At 65.0% G+C, this 16,416-nt stretch carries 18 protein-coding genes; 9 read left to right on the forward strand and 9 right to left on the reverse strand.

Annotated elements, in window-relative coordinates:
• Positions 1-13 precede the first annotated feature (13 nt).
• A complete protein-coding gene (locus FJ430_RS03900) occupies positions 14-715 on the forward strand; it encodes a phosphatase PAP2 family protein (RefSeq protein ID WP_140709373.1) in 702 nt (233 codons plus the stop codon).
• 90 nt (positions 716-805) lie between these two features.
• Positions 806-1,075 (forward strand): helix-turn-helix domain-containing protein, encoded by a 270-nt coding sequence (locus FJ430_RS03905; RefSeq protein WP_140645899.1) that lies wholly within the window; start codon positions 806-808, stop codon positions 1,073-1,075.
• 70 nt (positions 1,076-1,145) lie between these two features.
• Here the strand turns inward: FJ430_RS03905 and FJ430_RS03910 are convergent, their stop codons facing one another.
• Both FJ430_RS03910 and FJ430_RS03915 read right to left on the reverse strand, forming a co-directional pair.
• Positions 1,146-2,072 carry a DMT family transporter gene (locus FJ430_RS03910; RefSeq protein WP_140709381.1) on the reverse strand — a complete coding sequence of 309 codons (927 nt, stop codon included), beginning with the start codon at positions 2,070-2,072 and terminating at the stop codon, positions 1,146-1,148.
• Between the two features lie 172 nt (positions 2,073-2,244).
• Positions 2,245-3,096, reverse strand: coding sequence for an SMP-30/gluconolactonase/LRE family protein (locus tag FJ430_RS03915; RefSeq protein ID WP_140709385.1), 852 nt, complete (start codon positions 3,094-3,096; stop codon positions 2,245-2,247).
• 113 nt (positions 3,097-3,209) lie between these two features.
• Between FJ430_RS03915 and FJ430_RS03920 the strand changes: the two genes are divergently transcribed.
• Positions 3,210-3,995 carry a helix-turn-helix domain-containing protein gene (locus FJ430_RS03920; protein WP_140709387.1) on the forward strand — a complete coding sequence of 262 codons (786 nt, stop codon included), beginning with the start codon at positions 3,210-3,212 and terminating at the stop codon, positions 3,993-3,995.
• A gap of 49 nt (positions 3,996-4,044) precedes the next feature.
• On the opposite strand, the gene FJ430_RS03925 is transcribed toward FJ430_RS03920, so the two are convergent.
• Entirely contained in the window at positions 4,045-4,977 is a 933-nt protein-coding gene (locus FJ430_RS03925) for a CHAD domain-containing protein (RefSeq protein ID WP_140645903.1), read from the reverse strand.
• Positions 4,974-5,447 carry a CYTH domain-containing protein gene (locus FJ430_RS03930; protein ID WP_140658162.1) on the reverse strand — a complete coding sequence of 158 codons (474 nt, stop codon included), beginning with the start codon at positions 5,445-5,447 and terminating at the stop codon, positions 4,974-4,976. Before FJ430_RS03930 ends, FJ430_RS03925 begins: the two co-directional genes overlap by 4 nt.
• Before the next feature lie 90 nt (positions 5,448-5,537).
• Between FJ430_RS03930 and FJ430_RS03935 the strand changes: the two genes are divergently transcribed.
• From FJ430_RS03935 to FJ430_RS03955, 5 genes are all read left to right on the forward strand, one after another.
• Positions 5,538-6,242 (forward strand): DUF1956 domain-containing protein, encoded by a 705-nt coding sequence (locus tag FJ430_RS03935; RefSeq protein WP_140709389.1) that lies wholly within the window; start codon positions 5,538-5,540, stop codon positions 6,240-6,242.
• Positions 6,239-7,192: an HlyD family secretion protein gene (locus FJ430_RS03940; RefSeq protein ID WP_140709391.1), complete on the forward strand. Its 954-nt coding sequence runs from the start codon at positions 6,239-6,241 to the stop codon at positions 7,190-7,192. Before FJ430_RS03935 ends, FJ430_RS03940 begins: the two co-directional genes overlap by 4 nt.
• Positions 7,189-8,109, forward strand: a complete 921-nt coding sequence (locus FJ430_RS03945; protein ID WP_140658165.1) for an ABC transporter ATP-binding protein — start codon at positions 7,189-7,191, stop codon at positions 8,107-8,109. The genes FJ430_RS03940 and FJ430_RS03945 overlap by 4 nt, the downstream gene beginning before the upstream one ends.
• Positions 8,106-9,242, forward strand: a complete 1,137-nt coding sequence (locus FJ430_RS03950; protein WP_140709394.1) for an ABC transporter permease — start codon at positions 8,106-8,108, stop codon at positions 9,240-9,242. The genes FJ430_RS03945 and FJ430_RS03950 overlap by 4 nt, the downstream gene beginning before the upstream one ends.
• A 443-nt stretch (positions 9,243-9,685) precedes the next feature.
• Positions 9,686-10,711 (forward strand): hydroxyacid dehydrogenase, encoded by a 1,026-nt coding sequence (locus FJ430_RS03955; protein WP_140709396.1) that lies wholly within the window; start codon positions 9,686-9,688, stop codon positions 10,709-10,711.
• 366 nt (positions 10,712-11,077) lie between these two features.
• Here the strand turns inward: FJ430_RS03955 and FJ430_RS03960 are convergent, their stop codons facing one another.
• The 4 genes from FJ430_RS03960 to FJ430_RS03975 form a co-directional block, all read right to left on the reverse strand.
• Positions 11,078-11,995 carry an NADP-dependent oxidoreductase gene (locus FJ430_RS03960; RefSeq protein ID WP_140709398.1) on the reverse strand — a complete coding sequence of 306 codons (918 nt, stop codon included), beginning with the start codon at positions 11,993-11,995 and terminating at the stop codon, positions 11,078-11,080.
• Positions 11,996-12,053: 58 nt separating this feature from the next.
• The gene (locus FJ430_RS03965) at positions 12,054-13,454 is read right to left on the reverse strand and encodes a mercuric reductase (protein WP_140709400.1); all 1,401 of its coding nucleotides are present in this window, start codon (positions 13,452-13,454) and stop codon (positions 12,054-12,056) included.
• 79 nt (positions 13,455-13,533) lie between these two features.
• Positions 13,534-13,848: a hypothetical protein gene (locus FJ430_RS03970; RefSeq protein WP_140658173.1), complete on the reverse strand. Its 315-nt coding sequence runs from the start codon at positions 13,846-13,848 to the stop codon at positions 13,534-13,536.
• A gap of 100 nt (positions 13,849-13,948) precedes the next feature.
• Positions 13,949-14,500 carry a carboxymuconolactone decarboxylase family protein gene (locus FJ430_RS03975; RefSeq protein WP_140645915.1) on the reverse strand — a complete coding sequence of 184 codons (552 nt, stop codon included), beginning with the start codon at positions 14,498-14,500 and terminating at the stop codon, positions 13,949-13,951.
• A gap of 96 nt (positions 14,501-14,596) precedes the next feature.
• Between FJ430_RS03975 and FJ430_RS03980 the strand changes: the two genes are divergently transcribed.
• Entirely contained in the window at positions 14,597-15,427 is an 831-nt protein-coding gene (locus FJ430_RS03980) for an AraC family transcriptional regulator (RefSeq protein ID WP_140709402.1), read from the forward strand.
• Between the two features lie 200 nt (positions 15,428-15,627).
• Here FJ430_RS03980 and FJ430_RS03985 read toward each other — a convergent pair whose 3' ends face one another.
• Complete coding sequence (locus FJ430_RS03985) at positions 15,628-16,374, reverse strand: SDR family NAD(P)-dependent oxidoreductase (protein WP_140709404.1); 747 nt, start codon at positions 16,372-16,374, stop codon at positions 15,628-15,630.
• Positions 16,375-16,416 lie beyond the last annotated feature (42 nt).

Consider the following 16,416-nt stretch of genomic DNA (forward strand, 5'->3'; position numbering starts at 1 on the left):
CCCAAGGGCCCGAATGAAATCGACCGCCGACGCGCTGCTCAACAAGTTGGAATTCCCGGTGCTGCTGGCCGGGCTGGCGATCGCCGGCGGTCTATGGGGCCTGGTGGAGCTCATCGAGGTGGCGCGCGCCACCACGCCACATGCCTTCGATACGGAAATCCTGCTTGCCTTCCGCCATGCAGGGCAGCCGGACAGTCCGATCGGTCCACCCTGGCTCGAAGGCGCGGTGCGCGACGTCACCGCGCTGGGCAGCACCGCCGTGCTGGCGCTGATCACGACGGCGACGATCGTCTATCTGCTCTTGCTCCGCAGACCCCTGACCGCTCTGTTCATGTTCGCGGCCGTGGCGGGCGGGCAAGTGCTTTCCAGCCTGCTCAAATTCGAGGTCGACCGGCCGCGCCCCGATCTCGTCTCGCATCTCGTCACCGAGACTTCGCTCTCGTTTCCCAGCGGTCACGCGATGCTGTCGGCGGTGACCTATCTGACCCTCGGCTCGCTGGCGGCCCGCTTCCTGCCGGATCGCAGGACGAAAGTCTTCGTGCTCGGCCTTGCCGTGCTCACCACGGTGCTGATCGGCGCCAGTCGCGTCTATCTTGGCGTGCACTGGCCGTCCGACGTGCTTGCCGGCTGGTGCGCGGGCTTCGCATGGGCCATGCTGTGCTGGCTTGCGGCGCGCCTGCTGCAGCGACGCAAAGTAGTGGCCGACAGCGACTGATCGATGGCTGAGGCATATAAAATGATGCTTGAGACATTGTAATATCTGCAATATACATCTCCTGCAGCTTCAAAAGACGGGTTCAGGCCGATGATCACTGCCGCACAGATGCGCGCCGCGCGGGCGTTGACCGGCATCGACCAGAAGACGCTCGCCGAGCGCGCCGGCGTCTCGCTGCCGACGATCCAGCGCATGGAAGCAAGCGACGGCGTGGTCCGGGGCGTGGTCGACACGCTGATGAAGGTCATCCAGGCGCTCGACGAGGTCGGCGTGGAGCTGATCGGCGAGAACCAGGCCAGCGAGCGCGGCGGCAGGGGCGTGCGCCTCAAGACTACCGCGGCGCAGAACCCGCAGGGCTGAGCCGCCACCGCGGCGGTGCGAAAGAATCGGCGCCGTTGCGGCCGGATTTACCGACCGATGCCGCGCTCTCTCACATCGCCGCTTCGATCGGCTCGGCAAGCTTCGGATTGGCGCGCGCGGCGATCAGGCAGCCGGCGACGATGAGGCATGCCCCCGTCAGCGTGGTCCAGGCCACCGTCTCGCCGAAAAAGAACCAGCCAAGCGCGATCGCCCAGATGAAGGCCGAGTATTCGGTCGGAATCAGATATTGCGCCTCGGCACGGGCGTAGGACCAGCTCATCAAAAATTGCCCGGCGAGCGACAGCAGCGCCACCGCGCCCAAGGGAAGCCAGAGATCGCTCGGCAGCGCAACCGCGAGCCAGGGTGCCGCGAGACCGAGGATGATCGCGACGAAGAGGTTCTGGAACAGCATGATCTCGACCGGCCTGGCCAGCAGCGCCTGTTGCCTCGAGAGGATCAGATTGTAGGCGTAGAACACCGTCGATGCGAGCACCGCGGCCGTGCCAAGCAGGGCATCTTGCGAATGGCTCGCCGCCCCGAATTTGCCGGCCAGCATGATCGCGACGCCCGCCATGCCGGCCAGCGATGCCCAGATTGCCTGCCGCCTTATGCGTTCGCCCAGCAACAATGCCGCAAGCAAAAGCGCAAACAGCGGCGCGACGAAGCTGAGCCCGATCGCCTCGGCGAGCGGCAGCCTCGCCAGACCCCAGAAGAACAAGACCAGGACGATGCCGACAATCGCGGCGCGCAGGGCATGCAGGCCCAGCACCGGAAGGCTCGGCTTCGAGCGCGACCCCGCCGACCAGGCGGCGCCCGCGACCAACGTGGCAACCAGGCTGCGCCACAGCAGCGTGTTATAGACGCCGACCGCGAGGGCCAGGGACTTCATTGCCGCATCCATGCCGGAGAGCAGGAAGATCGCCAGCGCGCATATGAGCACGGGGATCATCGGCGAAACGGCGCCGGTCAGGCTGGATGTCTTCACGGCTTCGCTCATGTGACGGATGGGAGCCGGATAGTACGGAGCAAGCGGCCAAACCAGATGGCAGCGCCGTCGATATGACGGTCCAATCCCGATCGGCGAGGCGAAAAACTCGCCTCGCCGCTGCAGTGCCGAGATGCGAAACGCTGTCCCGCCGGCGTTGCAATGCTTCTCCGCCGCGACGTGCTCAATCCAGTGACAGCGCCACGACCTCGCCTTCGCCCATCAGCGGCACGAAGATCTTTTTGCCGTCGGTGCCGATGTCGGCGCTGCCGGGCTTGAAGTGCGCCACCGCTTCCGGCGCGCCGCCTGTTTCGTAGCTGTAAAGCGTGCCGGTCATGTAGGCGGTGGCGTAGATGGTGTCGCCCATGGCGATGACACCGTCGAGGTCGGCGAATTTTTGCGCGCCCGGCAGCGGCGTGATCTCCTTCGTGGCGAGGTCGACCGACAGCAAGCCACCCGGCTCGGCCGTGCTGAAATCGGTCTTGTTGATGCCCTTGCCCCAGGACGCGACGATCAGCCTGCCGCCATCGGCGAACACGCCATTGGGCGAGGCGAGCAGCGCGTCCTTGACGAACAATTCCGGCCTGTCGCCGTCGATGCGGTAGATCGTGTCGGCCAGCATGTCGCTGACATAGACCTTGCCGGCGCTGTCCTGCGTCATGTCGTTGAGAAACACGGCGCCCGGTACATCGATGGTTTCGACCAGTTTGCCGCTGGCGAGGTCGACGACGCGCACCTTGGTGATGTCGGCGGCGTAGAGCCTGCCGCTGGCGATCGCCATGCCCTTGGGCGCATCCATGCCGTCCACCCAGTGGCGGGCGATGACCTTGCCGTCCATAGACAGAAGCGACAAGTAGCCATTGCCGTCCGCGTCGCCGGGATTGCCGGCAATGTTGGAGACGACGATGCGGTTGCGGGCGGCATCGACAAGCGCGGATTCCGGCTGCTCGAAGCCGGTGGCGCGCCAGAGTTCGCCGGCCTGCGCGACAGACACGGCGATCGTTGCGACGACGGTTGAGGCGATGAGACGTTTCATGGGTGCTCTCCTGCAATGACGGCGGAGAGCTAGTATTTTCGATACTTTTCCGGAAGCCGGAACAAGACTAGTATCGTTCTTCGATACCAAATCGAATGAACGAGGCGCATTCCATGAACGGTCCGATCTTCGAGGCGCTGAAACGGACGCTGAAGGCCAAGGGCCTGACCTACCGGACGCTGGCCGAACGCATGGGCGTTTCCGAGCCGACGGTGAAGCGCATCTTCCATGAGCGGAACTGCAAGCTCGACCGGCTGATGGAGATCTGCGCCGCGGCCAATGTCGAGCTGGAGAACGTGCTCGGCGCGATGAACCGGGGACCGGGCCCGGCCAACCGCGTCGGGCCGGAGATCGAGCGCCGCCTGGCGGCGCGGCCGGCGCTGCTCTTCGTCTTCATCATGCTGTCGGAGAAATTCACGGCCGAAGGCATCATGCTCTCGCAAGGCCTGAGCGAAGCTTCGATGTTCCTCTACCTGCGCGACCTCGAGGAGCTCGGGCTGGTGGCGCTGGGGCGCGGCCTGTCGGCAAGGCTGCTCGTCGACACGCCGATCCAGTGGGATTTCGAGGGACCGCTGAAGCCGCATTTCGAGATGACCAACAAGAATTTTGTCGGCTGGGCGCTCGGCCACATGGAGCAGGGCGCGACCTTCATCAGCTTTTCCAGGCGCATGCGGCCGCAAACGGCGGAGATGCTGCGGCGCGAGGCCGAGGAGCTCGCCGAGCGCGCCAAGCTGCTTGCCCATCACGACCAGCACACCACGCCGGAGGACCAGCTCACCGGCTACAAATGGACCTTTGCCTTCGGCGCAACGCCGTTTCCGGCGATCATGCCGATCGGGCCGCATCCGAGGGATGCGGGCGCGCGGCCGGAGAAGGAGAAACGGGCGCTGCCGGCGTAGCTCTGCCCCTTCTCCCTTTTGGGATCCCTTGTGGCAGAAGGAAAGGGCGTCACGCCGCTTTCGCTTCTTCCTGGGGTCCGGCGAGATCGTCGCGCGCCTTGCGGGCGAGTTTTTTGGCCGAGCGTTTCGGACTGTCGCCGAACAGGTCGGCGGCATCGGCGAGGCAGGCCTTGGTCAGGCTCTTTTCGGAGCGCTTCAGCAGCTTGCGCAGCAGCTTCGTGTCGTCGGCGGAGCCGAGCGGCTCGCCTTCGGCGGCGAGCAGGGCGCGCATGACGAAGACGTCGTGCAATTCGCCGAGCTGCTCGCCGAACCTGTCGACCGCCTTGCGGCGCGCCTTGATCGGCGTCGGCCACAGGCGGCCGAGCAGCGACAGATGCATGGAATGCGTCTTGACCGCCTTGCGCAGGTCGTGAAAGTCCTCGTCCTCGCCGCGCGACTCCGCCTTGTCCAGCGCCTTCTTCGCCCGCCGCAAGGTGGCGCGGGCGCCGTCGGCGAGGATGTCGGCGGCCTGTTCCGGCTGGTCGGGCAGGGCCAGCCTGTCGATGCGCTCCAGGCCCTCCCGGCAAGCGGCTATCGCCGCATTGATGGCGGCGTCGAGGCCGGGACCGGCATGGAGCTCATGCTGGCGCAGCACCAGCCGCTCGCGCACGGGATCGAGACCGCCGCCGGCGGATTGTTCCGGAAAGGCATCGGCCAGGCGATCGACGGTTTCGATCAAGGCGGTTGCCTCGCGCGGCCCGGCCAGCAGCGCCGATACCTGCTTATAGCATTCGTTCTCGGTCTGGCAGAACGGTTCGTCCCCGGAACGAACCAGGCGCAGCAAGGCGCGCACGCTCTTCAGCCGCTTGCGGCATTTGTGCAGACCCTGCTCCGGCTTCTCGCGCGCCATCTCGAGATGGGCGATTGCCTTGCCGATCTCGTCGGCCAATATGCGCCTGACCTCGCCGGTCAGCGGCAAGCGCGGATCGATGCGGAAGCTCATGCGGCGATCTCCGGAATCCCCCCGAGGGCCAGCGACGCGTTGTAGAATCTCGACTCGCCGGTGACCTCGCGACCGAGCCAGTCGGGCAGCATTTCGTCAGATACGTCCTCCGGCGTCTCCAGCTCCGCGATCACCAACCCCGCGAGCTTTCCGCCGAAAACATCGACTTCATAGAGATAGCCGCAGTGTCTAACATGGTGGCGTGTCTTCTCGATGACACGCCCCAGCGCAAACGCCATCAGTTCCTCGGCCTCGGCAAGCGGGATCGAATATTCGAACTCGTCGCGCTCGCGCGCCCTGTCGCCGAACTTCAGCGTCAGCCTGGCGGAGCGCCCGTCGCTGATGCGTACGCGCACCGTGCGGCCGGGCTGGGCGGCGACATAGAACTGGCGAATGCGGATTTCCGCCTCGACCCTGTCGCGCCAGGCCGGACCGGAGACCAGGAATTTGCGCTCGACTTCCTTGCCCATGGCCGGGCACTAAAGCCTGTGAGGGTCGAGAAGGCAAGCCGAGTCGGAGTCAAACTTGACTTTAATCAATCGAATGATTAAAGTCTGAATATGAACAAGCAGCCAAGCATAAAAAGGCAGCCGCGCGAGGCCACCACCGCCGAGCAGACGCGCACTGCGCTGGTGCACGCGGCGCTCAAGCTGTTCGGGCGGCAAGGTTTCGACGGCACCTCGACGCGCGAGATCGCGGCCGAGGCCAAGGCCAATATCGGCTCGATCGCCTATCATTTCGGCGGCAAGGAAGGCCTGCGCGCCGCCGCCGCCGATTTTATCGTCGACACCATCCAGGGGATCGCCGGCCAGGCGCTGGGCGGCGATCAGGCCGCCGCGCCGCCGGAACCGGAAGCCGCCCGTGCCCAGCTTTTCGCAGCGCTCGAGCGGATGGTGGGCTTCGTCGTGGCCAGTCCGCAGGCCGGCGAGATCGTACAATTCGTACTTCGCGAGCTCTCGCATCCGACCGCCGCGCTCGACCGCATCTATGCCGGCGTGTTCGAGCCGACGCACCGGCGGCTGTGCCAGATCTGGGAACAGGCGACCGGCGAGCCGGCCGAGAGCGAGGCGACCAAGCTCACCGTCTTCACCATGATCGGCCAGGTCATCTATTTCCGCATCGGCCGCGAGGCGGTGATGCGCCGGATGGGCTGGCGCGGGATCGGCAATGAAGAGGCCGCCAAGGTGGTGGCAGTCGCGACCGACAACCTCAGGGCGATGCTGGCGGCACGCGATGCGCGCGCCGGCAAGAAGGGCAAATCATGAGCTTTCTCTGTTCGCTGCCGCTCGCGGCCCAATTGTTCGGCGCCTGCGCGCCGGCCGCACCTTTGGCCGTCGGCTATGTCGAAGGCGAATATGTGCTGATGGCGCCGATCGAAGTGGCCCAGGTGGCGACGGTGACGGTCCGGCGCGGCGACCGCGTCGAGAACGGCACGGCGGTGGCGACGCTGGAAGACGCCGACGCCAAGATCGAGGTGGCGCAGGCTAAAGCCGCGCTTGCGCAGGCACAGGCGCAGCTTGCCGACCTGCAGGTCGGCAAGCGCCCCGAGGAAATCGCCGTGCTCAAGGCCGAGGTCGACATGGCCAAAGCCCAGGCCGCCGACGCCAAGCGCAAATATGACCGTGCCAGCGATCTCTACAAGCGCGGGACCGGCACCCAGGCCGACTACGACACCGCCTCGGCTTCGCTGGAGACCGCCACGGCCCAGGTCGGCCAGGCGGAAGCCAATCTCGCCGTCGGCAACCTGCCGGCGCGGGCCGAGACCATCAAGGCCGCCGACAACCAGGTCAAGCAGGCGCAGTCGACCCTGGAGCAGGCCGAGTGGCGGCTGTCGAAGCGGGTGCTGACGGCACCCTCGCCCGGGCACGTCAACGACGTCATCCGCAATCCCGGCGACACCGCAGGGCCGACCGCTCCGGTGATCTCGGTGCTGCCGGACGGTGCCGTGAAGCTCAGCGTCTATGTGCCGGAAAGCGCTTTTTCGTCGGTCAAGGTCGGCACCGAGCTCAACGTCCATTGCGACGGCTGCGGGACGGGGCTGAAGGCACGTGTCAGCTATGTCTCGCCCGATCCGGAGTTCACGCCGCCGGTGATCTATTCGCTCGAGAACCGGCAGAAGCTGGTCTATCTGGTCGAAGCGCGGCCGGACGGCAATACCGGGCCCTTGCAGCCCGGCCAGATCGTCGATGTCGATCTCGCGGATCTCGGGCAATGAACGCAATCGACGTTCGCGGCCTGGTCAAGCGCTTCGGCGACAAGACCGTCGTCGACCATGTGACAATGACGGTGGCCGAGGGCGAGATCGTCGGCTTCCTGGGGCCGAACGGCTCGGGCAAGACGACGACCATCCGCATCATGTGCGGGCTGCTCACGCCGGACGAAGGCGACGGCACGGTGCTGGGCTTCGACATCCGCACCGACGCGCTCAAGATCAAGCGCGAAGTCGGCTACATGACGCAGAAGTTCTCGTTCTACGAGGATTTGACGATCGGCGAGAACCTCGAATTCGTTGCGCGGCTCTACCGGCTGAGGCCGGTGGAGGAATATGTCGCGCGCACGCTTCAGGAGCTCGGCCTGGCGAGCCGTCGCGACCAGCTGGCCGGCACGCTTTCCGGCGGTTGGAAGCAACGGCTGGCCTTGGCCGCCTGCATCATGCACAAGCCGAAGCTGCTCCTGCTCGACGAGCCGACGGCGGGCGTCGACCCGAAGGCGCGGCGCGAGTTCTGGGACGAGATCCATCGGCTGGCCGGCGGCGGGCTGACCGTGCTCGTTTCCACCCACTATATGGACGAGGCCGAGCGCTGCCACCGCATCAGCTACATCTCCTACGGCAAGATGCTCGCCACCGGCACGGTGGACGAGGTGGTGAAGAATGCCGGGCTGACCACCTTCGTGCTGCAGGGGCCGCGGCTCGACCAGGTGGCCGAGGCGCTGCAGGGCCGTCCGGGCGTCGACCAGGTGGCGCCGTTCGGCGCGACGCTGCATGTCGTCGGTTCCGACAAGGCGGCGCTCGAAAAGGCGCTCGCCGATGTCGAGAAGGAGCATAAGGGCGTCACGGTGAAGCCCGGCGAGACAAGCCTCGAGGATGTGTTCATCCAGTTCATGGCCGGCTCGAAGGACAACATGGCATGAACGCGGTCTTCTCCTTCGCCAGGCTCGGCGCGCTGCTGATCAAGGAATTCATCCAGATGCGGCGCGACCGCATCACCTTCGCCATGATGCTGGGCGTGCCGCTGATCCAGCTGGTGCTGTTCGGCTATGCGATCAACAACGACCCGAAGAGCCTGCCGGCAGCTCTTGTGGCGACCAGCAGCGATCCCTATACGCGCGCCATGGTCTCGGCGCTGCAGACGACGGGCTACTACCGCTTCGACCATGTCGCGCAAAGCGCGGACGAGGCCGAATTCCTGATGTCGCGCGGCGATGTCTCCTTCGTCGTCACCATTCCCGCCGATTTCGCCCGACGGGTGGAGCGCGGCGACAATCCGCAGATCCTGATCGAGGCCGACGCCACCGATCCGGCGGTGGCCAGCGGCGCGATCTCGACGCTGAGCACCGTGGCCGGCCAGGGGCTGCTCAGGGCGCAGGGCACGCAGGAGACGGCCAAGGAGGCGGCGCGCGGCCAGCTCGATGTCGTCGTGCACCGGCGCTACAATCCCGAGGGCATCTCGCAATACAACATCGTGCCCGGCCTGCTCGGCGTCATCCTGCAGATGACGATGGTGATGATGACCTCGATCGCGCTGACGCGCGAGACCGAGCGCGGCACGATGGAAAACCTTCTGGCCATGCCGTCGAGCCCGCTGGAGATCATGCTCGGCAAGGTGCTGCCCTATCTGGTGGTGGGCGCGGTGCAAGTGGTGGTGGTGCTGGCCGCGGCGAAGCTTCTGTTTGCCATCCCCTTCACCGGCTCGCTTTCTCTGTTGTTGTCAGCGGTGCTGGTGTTCGTGCTGTCGCTGGTGCTGCTCGGCTATTCGATCTCCACCATCGCCCGCACGCAGATGCAGGCGCTGCAGCTCACCTTCTTCTTCTTCCTGCCCTCGATCATGCTGTCGGGCTTCATGTTCCCCTATCGCGGCATGCCGGGCTGGGCGCAGACTTTTGGCGAGATCTTCCCGCTGACGCATTTTCTGCGCATCACCCGCGCGGTCATGCTGAAGGGCGCCCAACTGCCGGCGGTGGCGACCGAGATCGGCTGGCTGGTGGTGTTCGTGGCGCTGTTTGCCGGCGTGGCCCTGGTGCGGTTCAGGCGGACGCTGGATTAGGGGCGGAGGACAACGCGGGGCGAGCGGGAGTGGGTCGAGACGGTCCTTTGTTGTGGTCAGAACCGGACATCGATGAACGGCATGTTCTAAGCCGGATCAGGCCCCGAGCTAGGCAATGGCTGCTTTGCGCCTCCGTTCAGACGTTTCGGGTGATGCAGCTGTTTCCCAAAAGCCGTCATTGCTGGCGCGTATCAGATGCAGGACCTATGCTGCACTATTTTTTTGGAAGGTCGTGTGCGAGGCTTGGGCTGTGTGCTGGAAACAAGAATGCTGAAGATGCGTTGCCAGCGATCGCGGTTGAGCGCTCAAGCCGCTGCCAAGGCAAAGCGGGGCAAGGCGCGCGCAGCCGTCCAATACCTGCCAGCGCATCTGCGACGCGGATTGAATCGACAAGAACTGTTCCGTCGGGACAATTCGAAGGTATCTGAGGAGATCGCACCATCATGAGCGCTCAAGACTTGCCCAGCGTTCTCGCATTTGAACGCTACGACCCGACTGACGCCTCGCTGGACTGGTTGCGCGAGCGTGGGGTCAACGTCATTTTCGGCAATGCGCTCTGGGAAATGCCGTTCAAGCGCTTCACCGAGGATGAGCTGATTGCCAAGGCACAGGGCTGTGTCGCCTTGATGGGGGCAAGCGGCACCCGCATCACCCGGAGCGTCTTACAGGCGCTTCCGGATCTGCGCTATATCTCGAAATATGGCATTGGCGTTGACAGCATTGATATCGACGCCGCAACAGAGCACGGCATTCTGGTTTCCAGCACGCCGAACGACTTTCAAATCTTTACGGTCAGCGAGCACGCGGTCGCCCTAATGTTGGCTGTTGCCAAGCAACTCGGCACGTGGACGCCCGAATTCATGCGGCGTGGCGGGTGGCGCGGCCTGACACATGGCGCTACGCTGCGCGGCGCCACCGTCGGCATCCTCGGCCTCGGCCGCATCGGCCGTGGCGTGGCGCAACGGCTGTCGGGCTGGGAGGCTCGCATCCTGGCCTATGATCCCTTCCTTAAGGAAGCGCCTCCGGGTATCGAACTCGTAGACTTCTTCACTCTGGTGAAGCAATCCGACTTCTTGACGCTGCACGCAACGCCGAGCCCGGATAACCATCACATCCTGAACGCCGCCGCGTTTGCGAAGATGAAACCCTCAGCCATTGTCGTTAACACCGGGCGCGGATCGCTGATCGACTACGCGGCCCTGCGAGCAGCGCTGGCCAATGGCCAAATCGCGGGTGCAGCACTCGACGTGTTCGACCAGGAGCCGCCGAAGACCGACGATCCGCTGTTTTCGCGGCCCAACGTCTTGTGCACGCCGCATGTCGCCGCCTGGACGACTGAAGGAACTCAAGCCATCGGCTGGCATGCGGCCAAGAACCTGTGGGCGATGATGAGCGGCGAAGGACAAGCCGATATCGTCAACCCGCAAGCCAAGCAGCGCACGAGTGCGGCCTTGCTCGGCGACGTGTGATTTCAGGAGGCTGCGTGAATGCCCAATCCTTTCCTCGATTGAGGTACCCGCAAGGCTGCACTCGATTGCGTCGCGTGCTTCCATGTTTCGGCGTCGGGTCATGTCTCGAACGATGCCGACCTAACCTGAATGTCAGCTCTCGCAGATTCGCAGCCCGAAACCCGCCAGTCTTCTCTCGGCCCCAAAGCGGGTCCAACCGCGCGACAACTTGAAAGCCCCTCGCCGCAGCTGGATTGGGGGCGGAGGACAATTGCAAGGGGCGAGCGAGAGTGACTCGAACGGCCTTGTTGTGGCCAGAACCGGACATCGATGAATGGCACGTTCTATCCACAAAGACGGCAAAGACCATTCGCCGTCCCCAAGTCCTCACGGACGAACGCGGATGATCGTCTTTCCCTTGCGCCGCTCGGTGGGGTTGAAGGCGGCGACGGCATCGTCGAGGGTCGAGACGTTGCCGATGTTCGTCCGCAGACGTCCGTCCCGCACCCGCTGGACGATCTCGCTCAGCTGGGCACGATCGGACTCGACAACGAAGTCGACCGCCAGGCCGTCGGCGGGCCGCGCCTCTACCGGCCCGACGACGGACACCAGCGTTCCTCCGTCCCGAACCATGCCCGCGGACCGCTTGCCGATGTCGCCGCCGATGACGTCGAACACCAGATCGATTTTGCCGGCATCTTCCAGGGCGTCGTTGTCGAGGTCGATGAACTCCCTCGCGCCAAAGTCGAGCACCGCCTGACGGTCGGCGGCGCGGCCGGTGCCGATGACGTAGGCGCCGGCCTCTCGCGCGAGTTGCGTCACCATCGACCCGACCGCGCCGGCCGCGCCGTGCGCAAGCACGCTCTGCCCGGCCCGAAGGCGGCCGTGCTCGAACAGTCCCTGCCAGGCGGTCAGGCCCGAGATCGGGAGGCTCGCGCCCACCGTGAAGTCGACGTCGCCCGGCAGCGGCGCGAGGTTGCGTGCCTCGATGGCGATATACTGCGCCAGGGTGCCGTCGCGATACCAGTCGGCGAGGCCGAACACCCGCTGTCCCACCGACAGCCCTGTCGTGCCATAGCCCAGGGCGGTGACCACGCCGGCCAGCTCGTGGCCGGGGATCGACGGTGTTCGGTCACGGTCGCGGCGATCGGTCCAGGTCGAGGGCCACGCCAGCTCGGTCGGGACGAATCCCGAAGCATGAACCTGAACCACGACGTCGTTTATCGCTGCCTGCGGCTCGGGCCGCTCCACCAGCGTCATCCCGGCCGTTCCCGCGGCCTGGTCCGTCACCACGATTGCCTTCATGATAATTTCCTCCTCGTCATTTGTCTCTCCGGTGGCTCCCCGGGATGAAGCTTCCAACCTATTGTCCGGACCTCGGCGGCACGTTCGCCAGCAGGGGGCCAAGTCCCTCCGCGATCGTCAAATGCGTGATGACGGCGTCGCGCAGCTTCGGATAAGGCAGGTTCGCCAGCATCGCCGTCTGCACCGCCGCCAGCACCTCGCCTGCCTCGGAGCCGATCATCGTGAAGCCGAGGATATTGTCGTCATCGCCGGCCACGACCACCTTCATAAAACCCTGCTTTTCGTCCGTCGCTTCGGTGCGCAGCACGGCGCTCATCGGCAGATTGGCGACGCGCACGATGACGCCCTGGCGCTGCGCTTCGCCCTCGCTCAAGCCGACGCGGGCGAGCGGCGGATCGGTGAACATGGTGTAGGGCACCAGCCGGTCGCGCGTCGTGCGATGGCCGCCGGCCAGATTGTCCCGGATGATGCGGAAATCGTCGACCGAGACATGCGTGAATTGCGGACTGCCGGCGCATTCGCCGAGCGCCCAGACATCGGGCGCGACGGTCTCCAGCCGTTCGTTGACCCGGATAAAGCCACGGCTATCCAGCGCCACGCCGGCCTCTTCGAGGCCGATACCGGCGGTATTCGGGACGCGCCCGACGGCAGCGAGCAGATGGCTGCCCTCGATCGTCCGCTCGCCCGAAGCCGTGCGTATGGTCACGCTGACCTGTTCGCCGGAGCGGCCATGCACGCCCAGCGGCTCGGTGCCGACAAGGAACTCGATGCCTTCGTCCTCAAGAAGTTTCCGCATCTCGTCGGCGACGTCGCGGTCCTCCCGGCCGATAAGCTGAGGCCCGGCTTCGATCACCGTCACCCGGCTACCGAAGCGGCGATAGGCCTGCGCCAGTTCCAGCCCGACATAGCCGCCGCCGAGCACGATGAGATGCGGCGGCAGGATGTCGAGCTCGAGGGCACTGATATGGGTGAGCGGCTGGGCTTGCTCGAGACCGGGAATACCGGGGATCGCCGCATGCGTGCCGACATTGATGACGACCTTGTCGCCGGTGAGCACACGCGTGCCGCCGTCGTTCAGCGCAACTTCGATCGTCTTTTGTCCAACGAAGCGGCCGCTGCCCATGATCAGCTCCGCGCCGCTGGTCTTATAGGCATCGAGGTGGAAGGCGATCTCGCGATCGACCATCTCCTGCTTGCGCCGGCGGACCTTCGCCATGTCGGTCGAGACGGGACCGGTCGACGTGCCGAACTGGCCGGCGTTGTGGGACAGGTAGGCGACCCGCGCGCTCCACACCTCATTCTTGCTGGGCATGCAGGCCACCGCGGGACAGGAGCCGCCTACCCAGCGGCGCTCGACGACCGCGACGCGCTGGCCGGATCGGCCCAGATGCCAGGCAAGCGCCTTGCCGCCCTGGCCGCTGCCGAGGATCAGAAAATCAAAATGTTCTGGTTGGGGCATGAGGGTTCTCCGCTATAGTTATGGAAATTGACACTGGACATAGCAACCGATTGCGGGCGGGACGTCGGCCGCCACCGATTCAAGCTGCGCCGCCATTCGTTGATCCTCGGCCGGCACAATCCCCAGGCTGGCTCAAGCGCGGACCGGATCTCACTTTCGCCCAGTAGTACCAGACTTCGAGACCCTGGAAGCCGAGCACGAACGGAACAACGATGAATACACCGCTGACGAGGCGGTCGACGACAACCTGCAGCCAACAGGGCAGGACGAAGATTGCAATCCCGTGGCGTTCGGGATGGCGGAGCCCAACGAGGAACGGCATAGCAATCAGGCTCAGCGCGACGAGATAGTCGAGCAAGGCCTGAGCGGTGTTGGTGACGAAACGAATATTCATGACACGCTGCTATTGAGGAGGGCCTGCACAGGCCGTGGACCGTGTGATTGCGGGGCGGATGAGCGCGGCGCCCAAGGATCGAGCGCCACGCCCTTCGGGATCAGGCGGCAGGTCGCAGCGCGACATCGACCTTGGGAAAGTCGATATCGGTCAGCGCCACGTTGTTGGTGTAGTTGGTCAGCACGTTGATCGCGACGTTCGCGATCACCTCGATGATGCGGGCGTCGTCAAGACCAGCCGAACGCACGGCGGCAACTTCGGCGTCCGTGACCTGCCCGCGCTTCTCAAGCACGCGGCGCGCGAACGATGCGATGACGGCGTCGATGGCGGTTTCCGCCTTGCCCTCGCGGGCCCTGCGGATGCCTTCCGGCGACAGGCCGGCGCCCTTGCCCATCAGCGTGTGCGCCGAGAGGCAGTACTCGCACTCGTTCGCCTGCCCAATGGCGAGCGCAACGATCTCCCGCTGCTTGGCGGTCAGCACGCCTTTGCCGAGCGCATCGGAGAAGGCAACATAGCCGTTGAGCACCGCGGGCGATCGCGCAAAAGTCGAGAATAGGTTCGGCACCATGCCGATCTTGGTCTTGACGGCCGACAACGTGGCCTTAACGCCGGGATCGGCATGGGCAGTTTCGATGGGAGCGATACGGGGCATGTGGGGGGTCCTTTTCTGTAACATTGCGGGCTTGCACTGCTCTGTATGTCGGATTAAAGGTGATGGTTGGTGCCAAATACGTTGCCGATCGTCCCAATGGATCCCTTCGCTGCCCTGTTCGACCACGTCACGCCGAGAGCCCGGACCTTCTTCACCGGTAACCTTTGTGAGACGAGGCACTTCACCGATGATGGCCACTTGCACCTTCTCAAGGGAGGCGTGCTCACGCTCGCCCGGGCCGGCCAGGTCGACCTCCAGCTTGATGAGCCATCGCTCCTGTTTTTTCCTCGTGGCCGCGTCCACAGTTTCACGGTTGATCCGGACCGCGGCGCCGATCTCGTTTGCGCGACCGTCGAGCTCGGCGGCGCCGAGGGCAACCCGATCGGACAGGGCCTGCCCGAACTCGTGGTCCTGCCGCTCGCGTCGCATCCCGCGCTGGCGCCGGTCTGCGATCTGCTGATCGGGGAAGCATTCTCCGAACTGAGTGGCCGCCAGGTGGCGCTCGACCAGCTGTTGGACTACCTCCTGATCCTGATCGTGCGACACGTCACCGACAGCGGCCGGGTAGCGACCGGCGTGCTCGCCGGACTCGGCGATCCGCGCCTTGCCAGGGTGCTGACGGCAATGCACGATGCGCCCGGGAAGCCATGGACCCTGGAAGATCTCGCTGGGATCGCCGGCATGTCACGCACGCGGTTCGCCGAGCATTTCCGGACACGCATCGGCCAGACGCCTATCGACTATCTGACGGTCTGGCGCATGACGGTCGCACGTCAGCTTCTTGCCAGGGGTAAGCCGGTCAAGAGCGTGGCCTTGCAGGTCGGCTACCAGAGCGGCGCCGCTTTCTCTCGCGTGTTCAGCCGGGTGACGGGACGGTCGCCGCGCAGTTCGAATGGTCTCAGAACCGCGGATGTCCACTCCAGCTGACAAGCCGGCATCGTTTGTTGGGATGGGCACGTCCGCTGTCGTGAGGGCTTCGAATGCCGACCTTCTGCAAGAGGTGCCGGCGATGAGCGTTCTCCGCTGCATTCCGGAACAACAATGAAGATGTCGAGGCAGGCGGACGTGCCCATTCCATTGCCGCAACACTTTGCAAGATCGATGCCGAGTTCACTCCGGACGAACGGCTAACGCTGGCCGCCGGAGGCAGTGATGCGCTCACCCGTCAGCCAGGCTGACTGGTCGGAAGCCAGGAAGACGGCGACGCGCGCGATGTCGTCGGGCTGCCCCACCCGGCCCATCGGCAAGGTCGCTCCGATGTTCTTGGCGGTTTCGTCATCGATGCCCACGACTGCGAGGCCTTCGGTTTCCGTCATGCCTGGTGCGATCGCGTTGACGCGGATCCTGCGGGTGGCCAACTCGTTGGCGAGTGCCCTGGTGATCGAATCCACCGCGCTCTTGGAGGCTGAATAGACGACGGAGTTCGGCACCGGATTGGTGCTCGAAATGGTGCTGAGATTGATGACGCTGCCGCCGTGGCCGTCAAAGGCCCTTGCCGCTTCCTGTGTCGTCAGGATCGTGCTCAGCACATTGGTGTTGAACTGACGATGGAACTCGGCTTCCGTCACGTCCTCCAGCGGCCCGAAGCGGTACACGCCGGCATTGTTGACGAGGATGCTGGGCGTCCCGAACGTCGCCTTGGTCTCGGCAAAGAGCCGCTTCACGTCGGCGCTGTTGCTGACATCCGCCTGGACTGCCACGGCCTTGCCACCTTCGCGCAGGATGTCTGCGACCACCCGGTCCGCATCCTCCTTGCTCGAAGCGTAATTGACCATCACGGCGGCGCCCGCCTCGGCAAACCGACGCGCTATCGCCGCACCGATGCCCTTTGACGCGCCGGTCACGATCGCTACCTTGTCCTTCAGCTCGTTCATGATCTTTCTCCTTCGCTCATCGCCGCCACGCGGCGTGTTGCT

Source organism: Mesorhizobium sp. B2-8-5 (assembly GCF_006440675.2).
In the GTDB taxonomy this organism is placed as follows: Bacteria; Pseudomonadota; Alphaproteobacteria; order Rhizobiales; family Rhizobiaceae; genus Mesorhizobium.

Excerpts from the sequence above, each read along its gene's own strand:
- FJ430_RS03900 (WP_140709373.1), top strand. The coding sequence starts at position 14 with ATGAAATCGACCGCCGACGCGCTGCTCAACAAGTTGGAATTCCCGGTG.
- FJ430_RS03905 (WP_140645899.1), top strand. The coding sequence starts at position 806 with ATGATCACTGCCGCACAGATGCGCGCCGCGCGGGCGTTGACCGGCATC.
- FJ430_RS03910 (WP_140709381.1), bottom strand. The coding sequence starts at position 2,072 with ATGAGCGAAGCCGTGAAGACATCCAGCCTGACCGGCGCCGTTTCGCCG.
- FJ430_RS03915 (WP_140709385.1), bottom strand. The coding sequence starts at position 3,096 with ATGAAACGTCTCATCGCCTCAACCGTCGTCGCAACGATCGCCGTGTCT.
- FJ430_RS03920 (WP_140709387.1), top strand. The coding sequence starts at position 3,210 with ATGAACGGTCCGATCTTCGAGGCGCTGAAACGGACGCTGAAGGCCAAG.
- FJ430_RS03925 (WP_140645903.1), bottom strand. The coding sequence starts at position 4,977 with ATGAGCTTCCGCATCGATCCGCGCTTGCCGCTGACCGGCGAGGTCAGG.
- FJ430_RS03930 (WP_140658162.1), bottom strand. The coding sequence starts at position 5,447 with ATGGGCAAGGAAGTCGAGCGCAAATTCCTGGTCTCCGGTCCGGCCTGG.
- FJ430_RS03935 (WP_140709389.1), top strand. The coding sequence starts at position 5,538 with ATGAACAAGCAGCCAAGCATAAAAAGGCAGCCGCGCGAGGCCACCACC.
- FJ430_RS03940 (WP_140709391.1), top strand. The coding sequence starts at position 6,239 with ATGAGCTTTCTCTGTTCGCTGCCGCTCGCGGCCCAATTGTTCGGCGCC.
- FJ430_RS03945 (WP_140658165.1), top strand. The coding sequence starts at position 7,189 with ATGAACGCAATCGACGTTCGCGGCCTGGTCAAGCGCTTCGGCGACAAG.
- FJ430_RS03950 (WP_140709394.1), top strand. The coding sequence starts at position 8,106 with ATGAACGCGGTCTTCTCCTTCGCCAGGCTCGGCGCGCTGCTGATCAAG.
- FJ430_RS03955 (WP_140709396.1), top strand. The coding sequence starts at position 9,686 with ATGAGCGCTCAAGACTTGCCCAGCGTTCTCGCATTTGAACGCTACGAC.
- FJ430_RS03960 (WP_140709398.1), bottom strand. The coding sequence starts at position 11,995 with ATGAAGGCAATCGTGGTGACGGACCAGGCCGCGGGAACGGCCGGGATG.
- FJ430_RS03965 (WP_140709400.1), bottom strand. The coding sequence starts at position 13,454 with ATGCCCCAACCAGAACATTTTGATTTTCTGATCCTCGGCAGCGGCCAG.
- FJ430_RS03970 (WP_140658173.1), bottom strand. The coding sequence starts at position 13,848 with ATGAATATTCGTTTCGTCACCAACACCGCTCAGGCCTTGCTCGACTAT.
- FJ430_RS03975 (WP_140645915.1), bottom strand. The coding sequence starts at position 14,500 with ATGCCCCGTATCGCTCCCATCGAAACTGCCCATGCCGATCCCGGCGTT.
- FJ430_RS03980 (WP_140709402.1), top strand. The coding sequence starts at position 14,597 with ATGGATCCCTTCGCTGCCCTGTTCGACCACGTCACGCCGAGAGCCCGG.
- FJ430_RS03985 (WP_140709404.1), bottom strand. The coding sequence starts at position 16,374 with ATGAACGAGCTGAAGGACAAGGTAGCGATCGTGACCGGCGCGTCAAAG.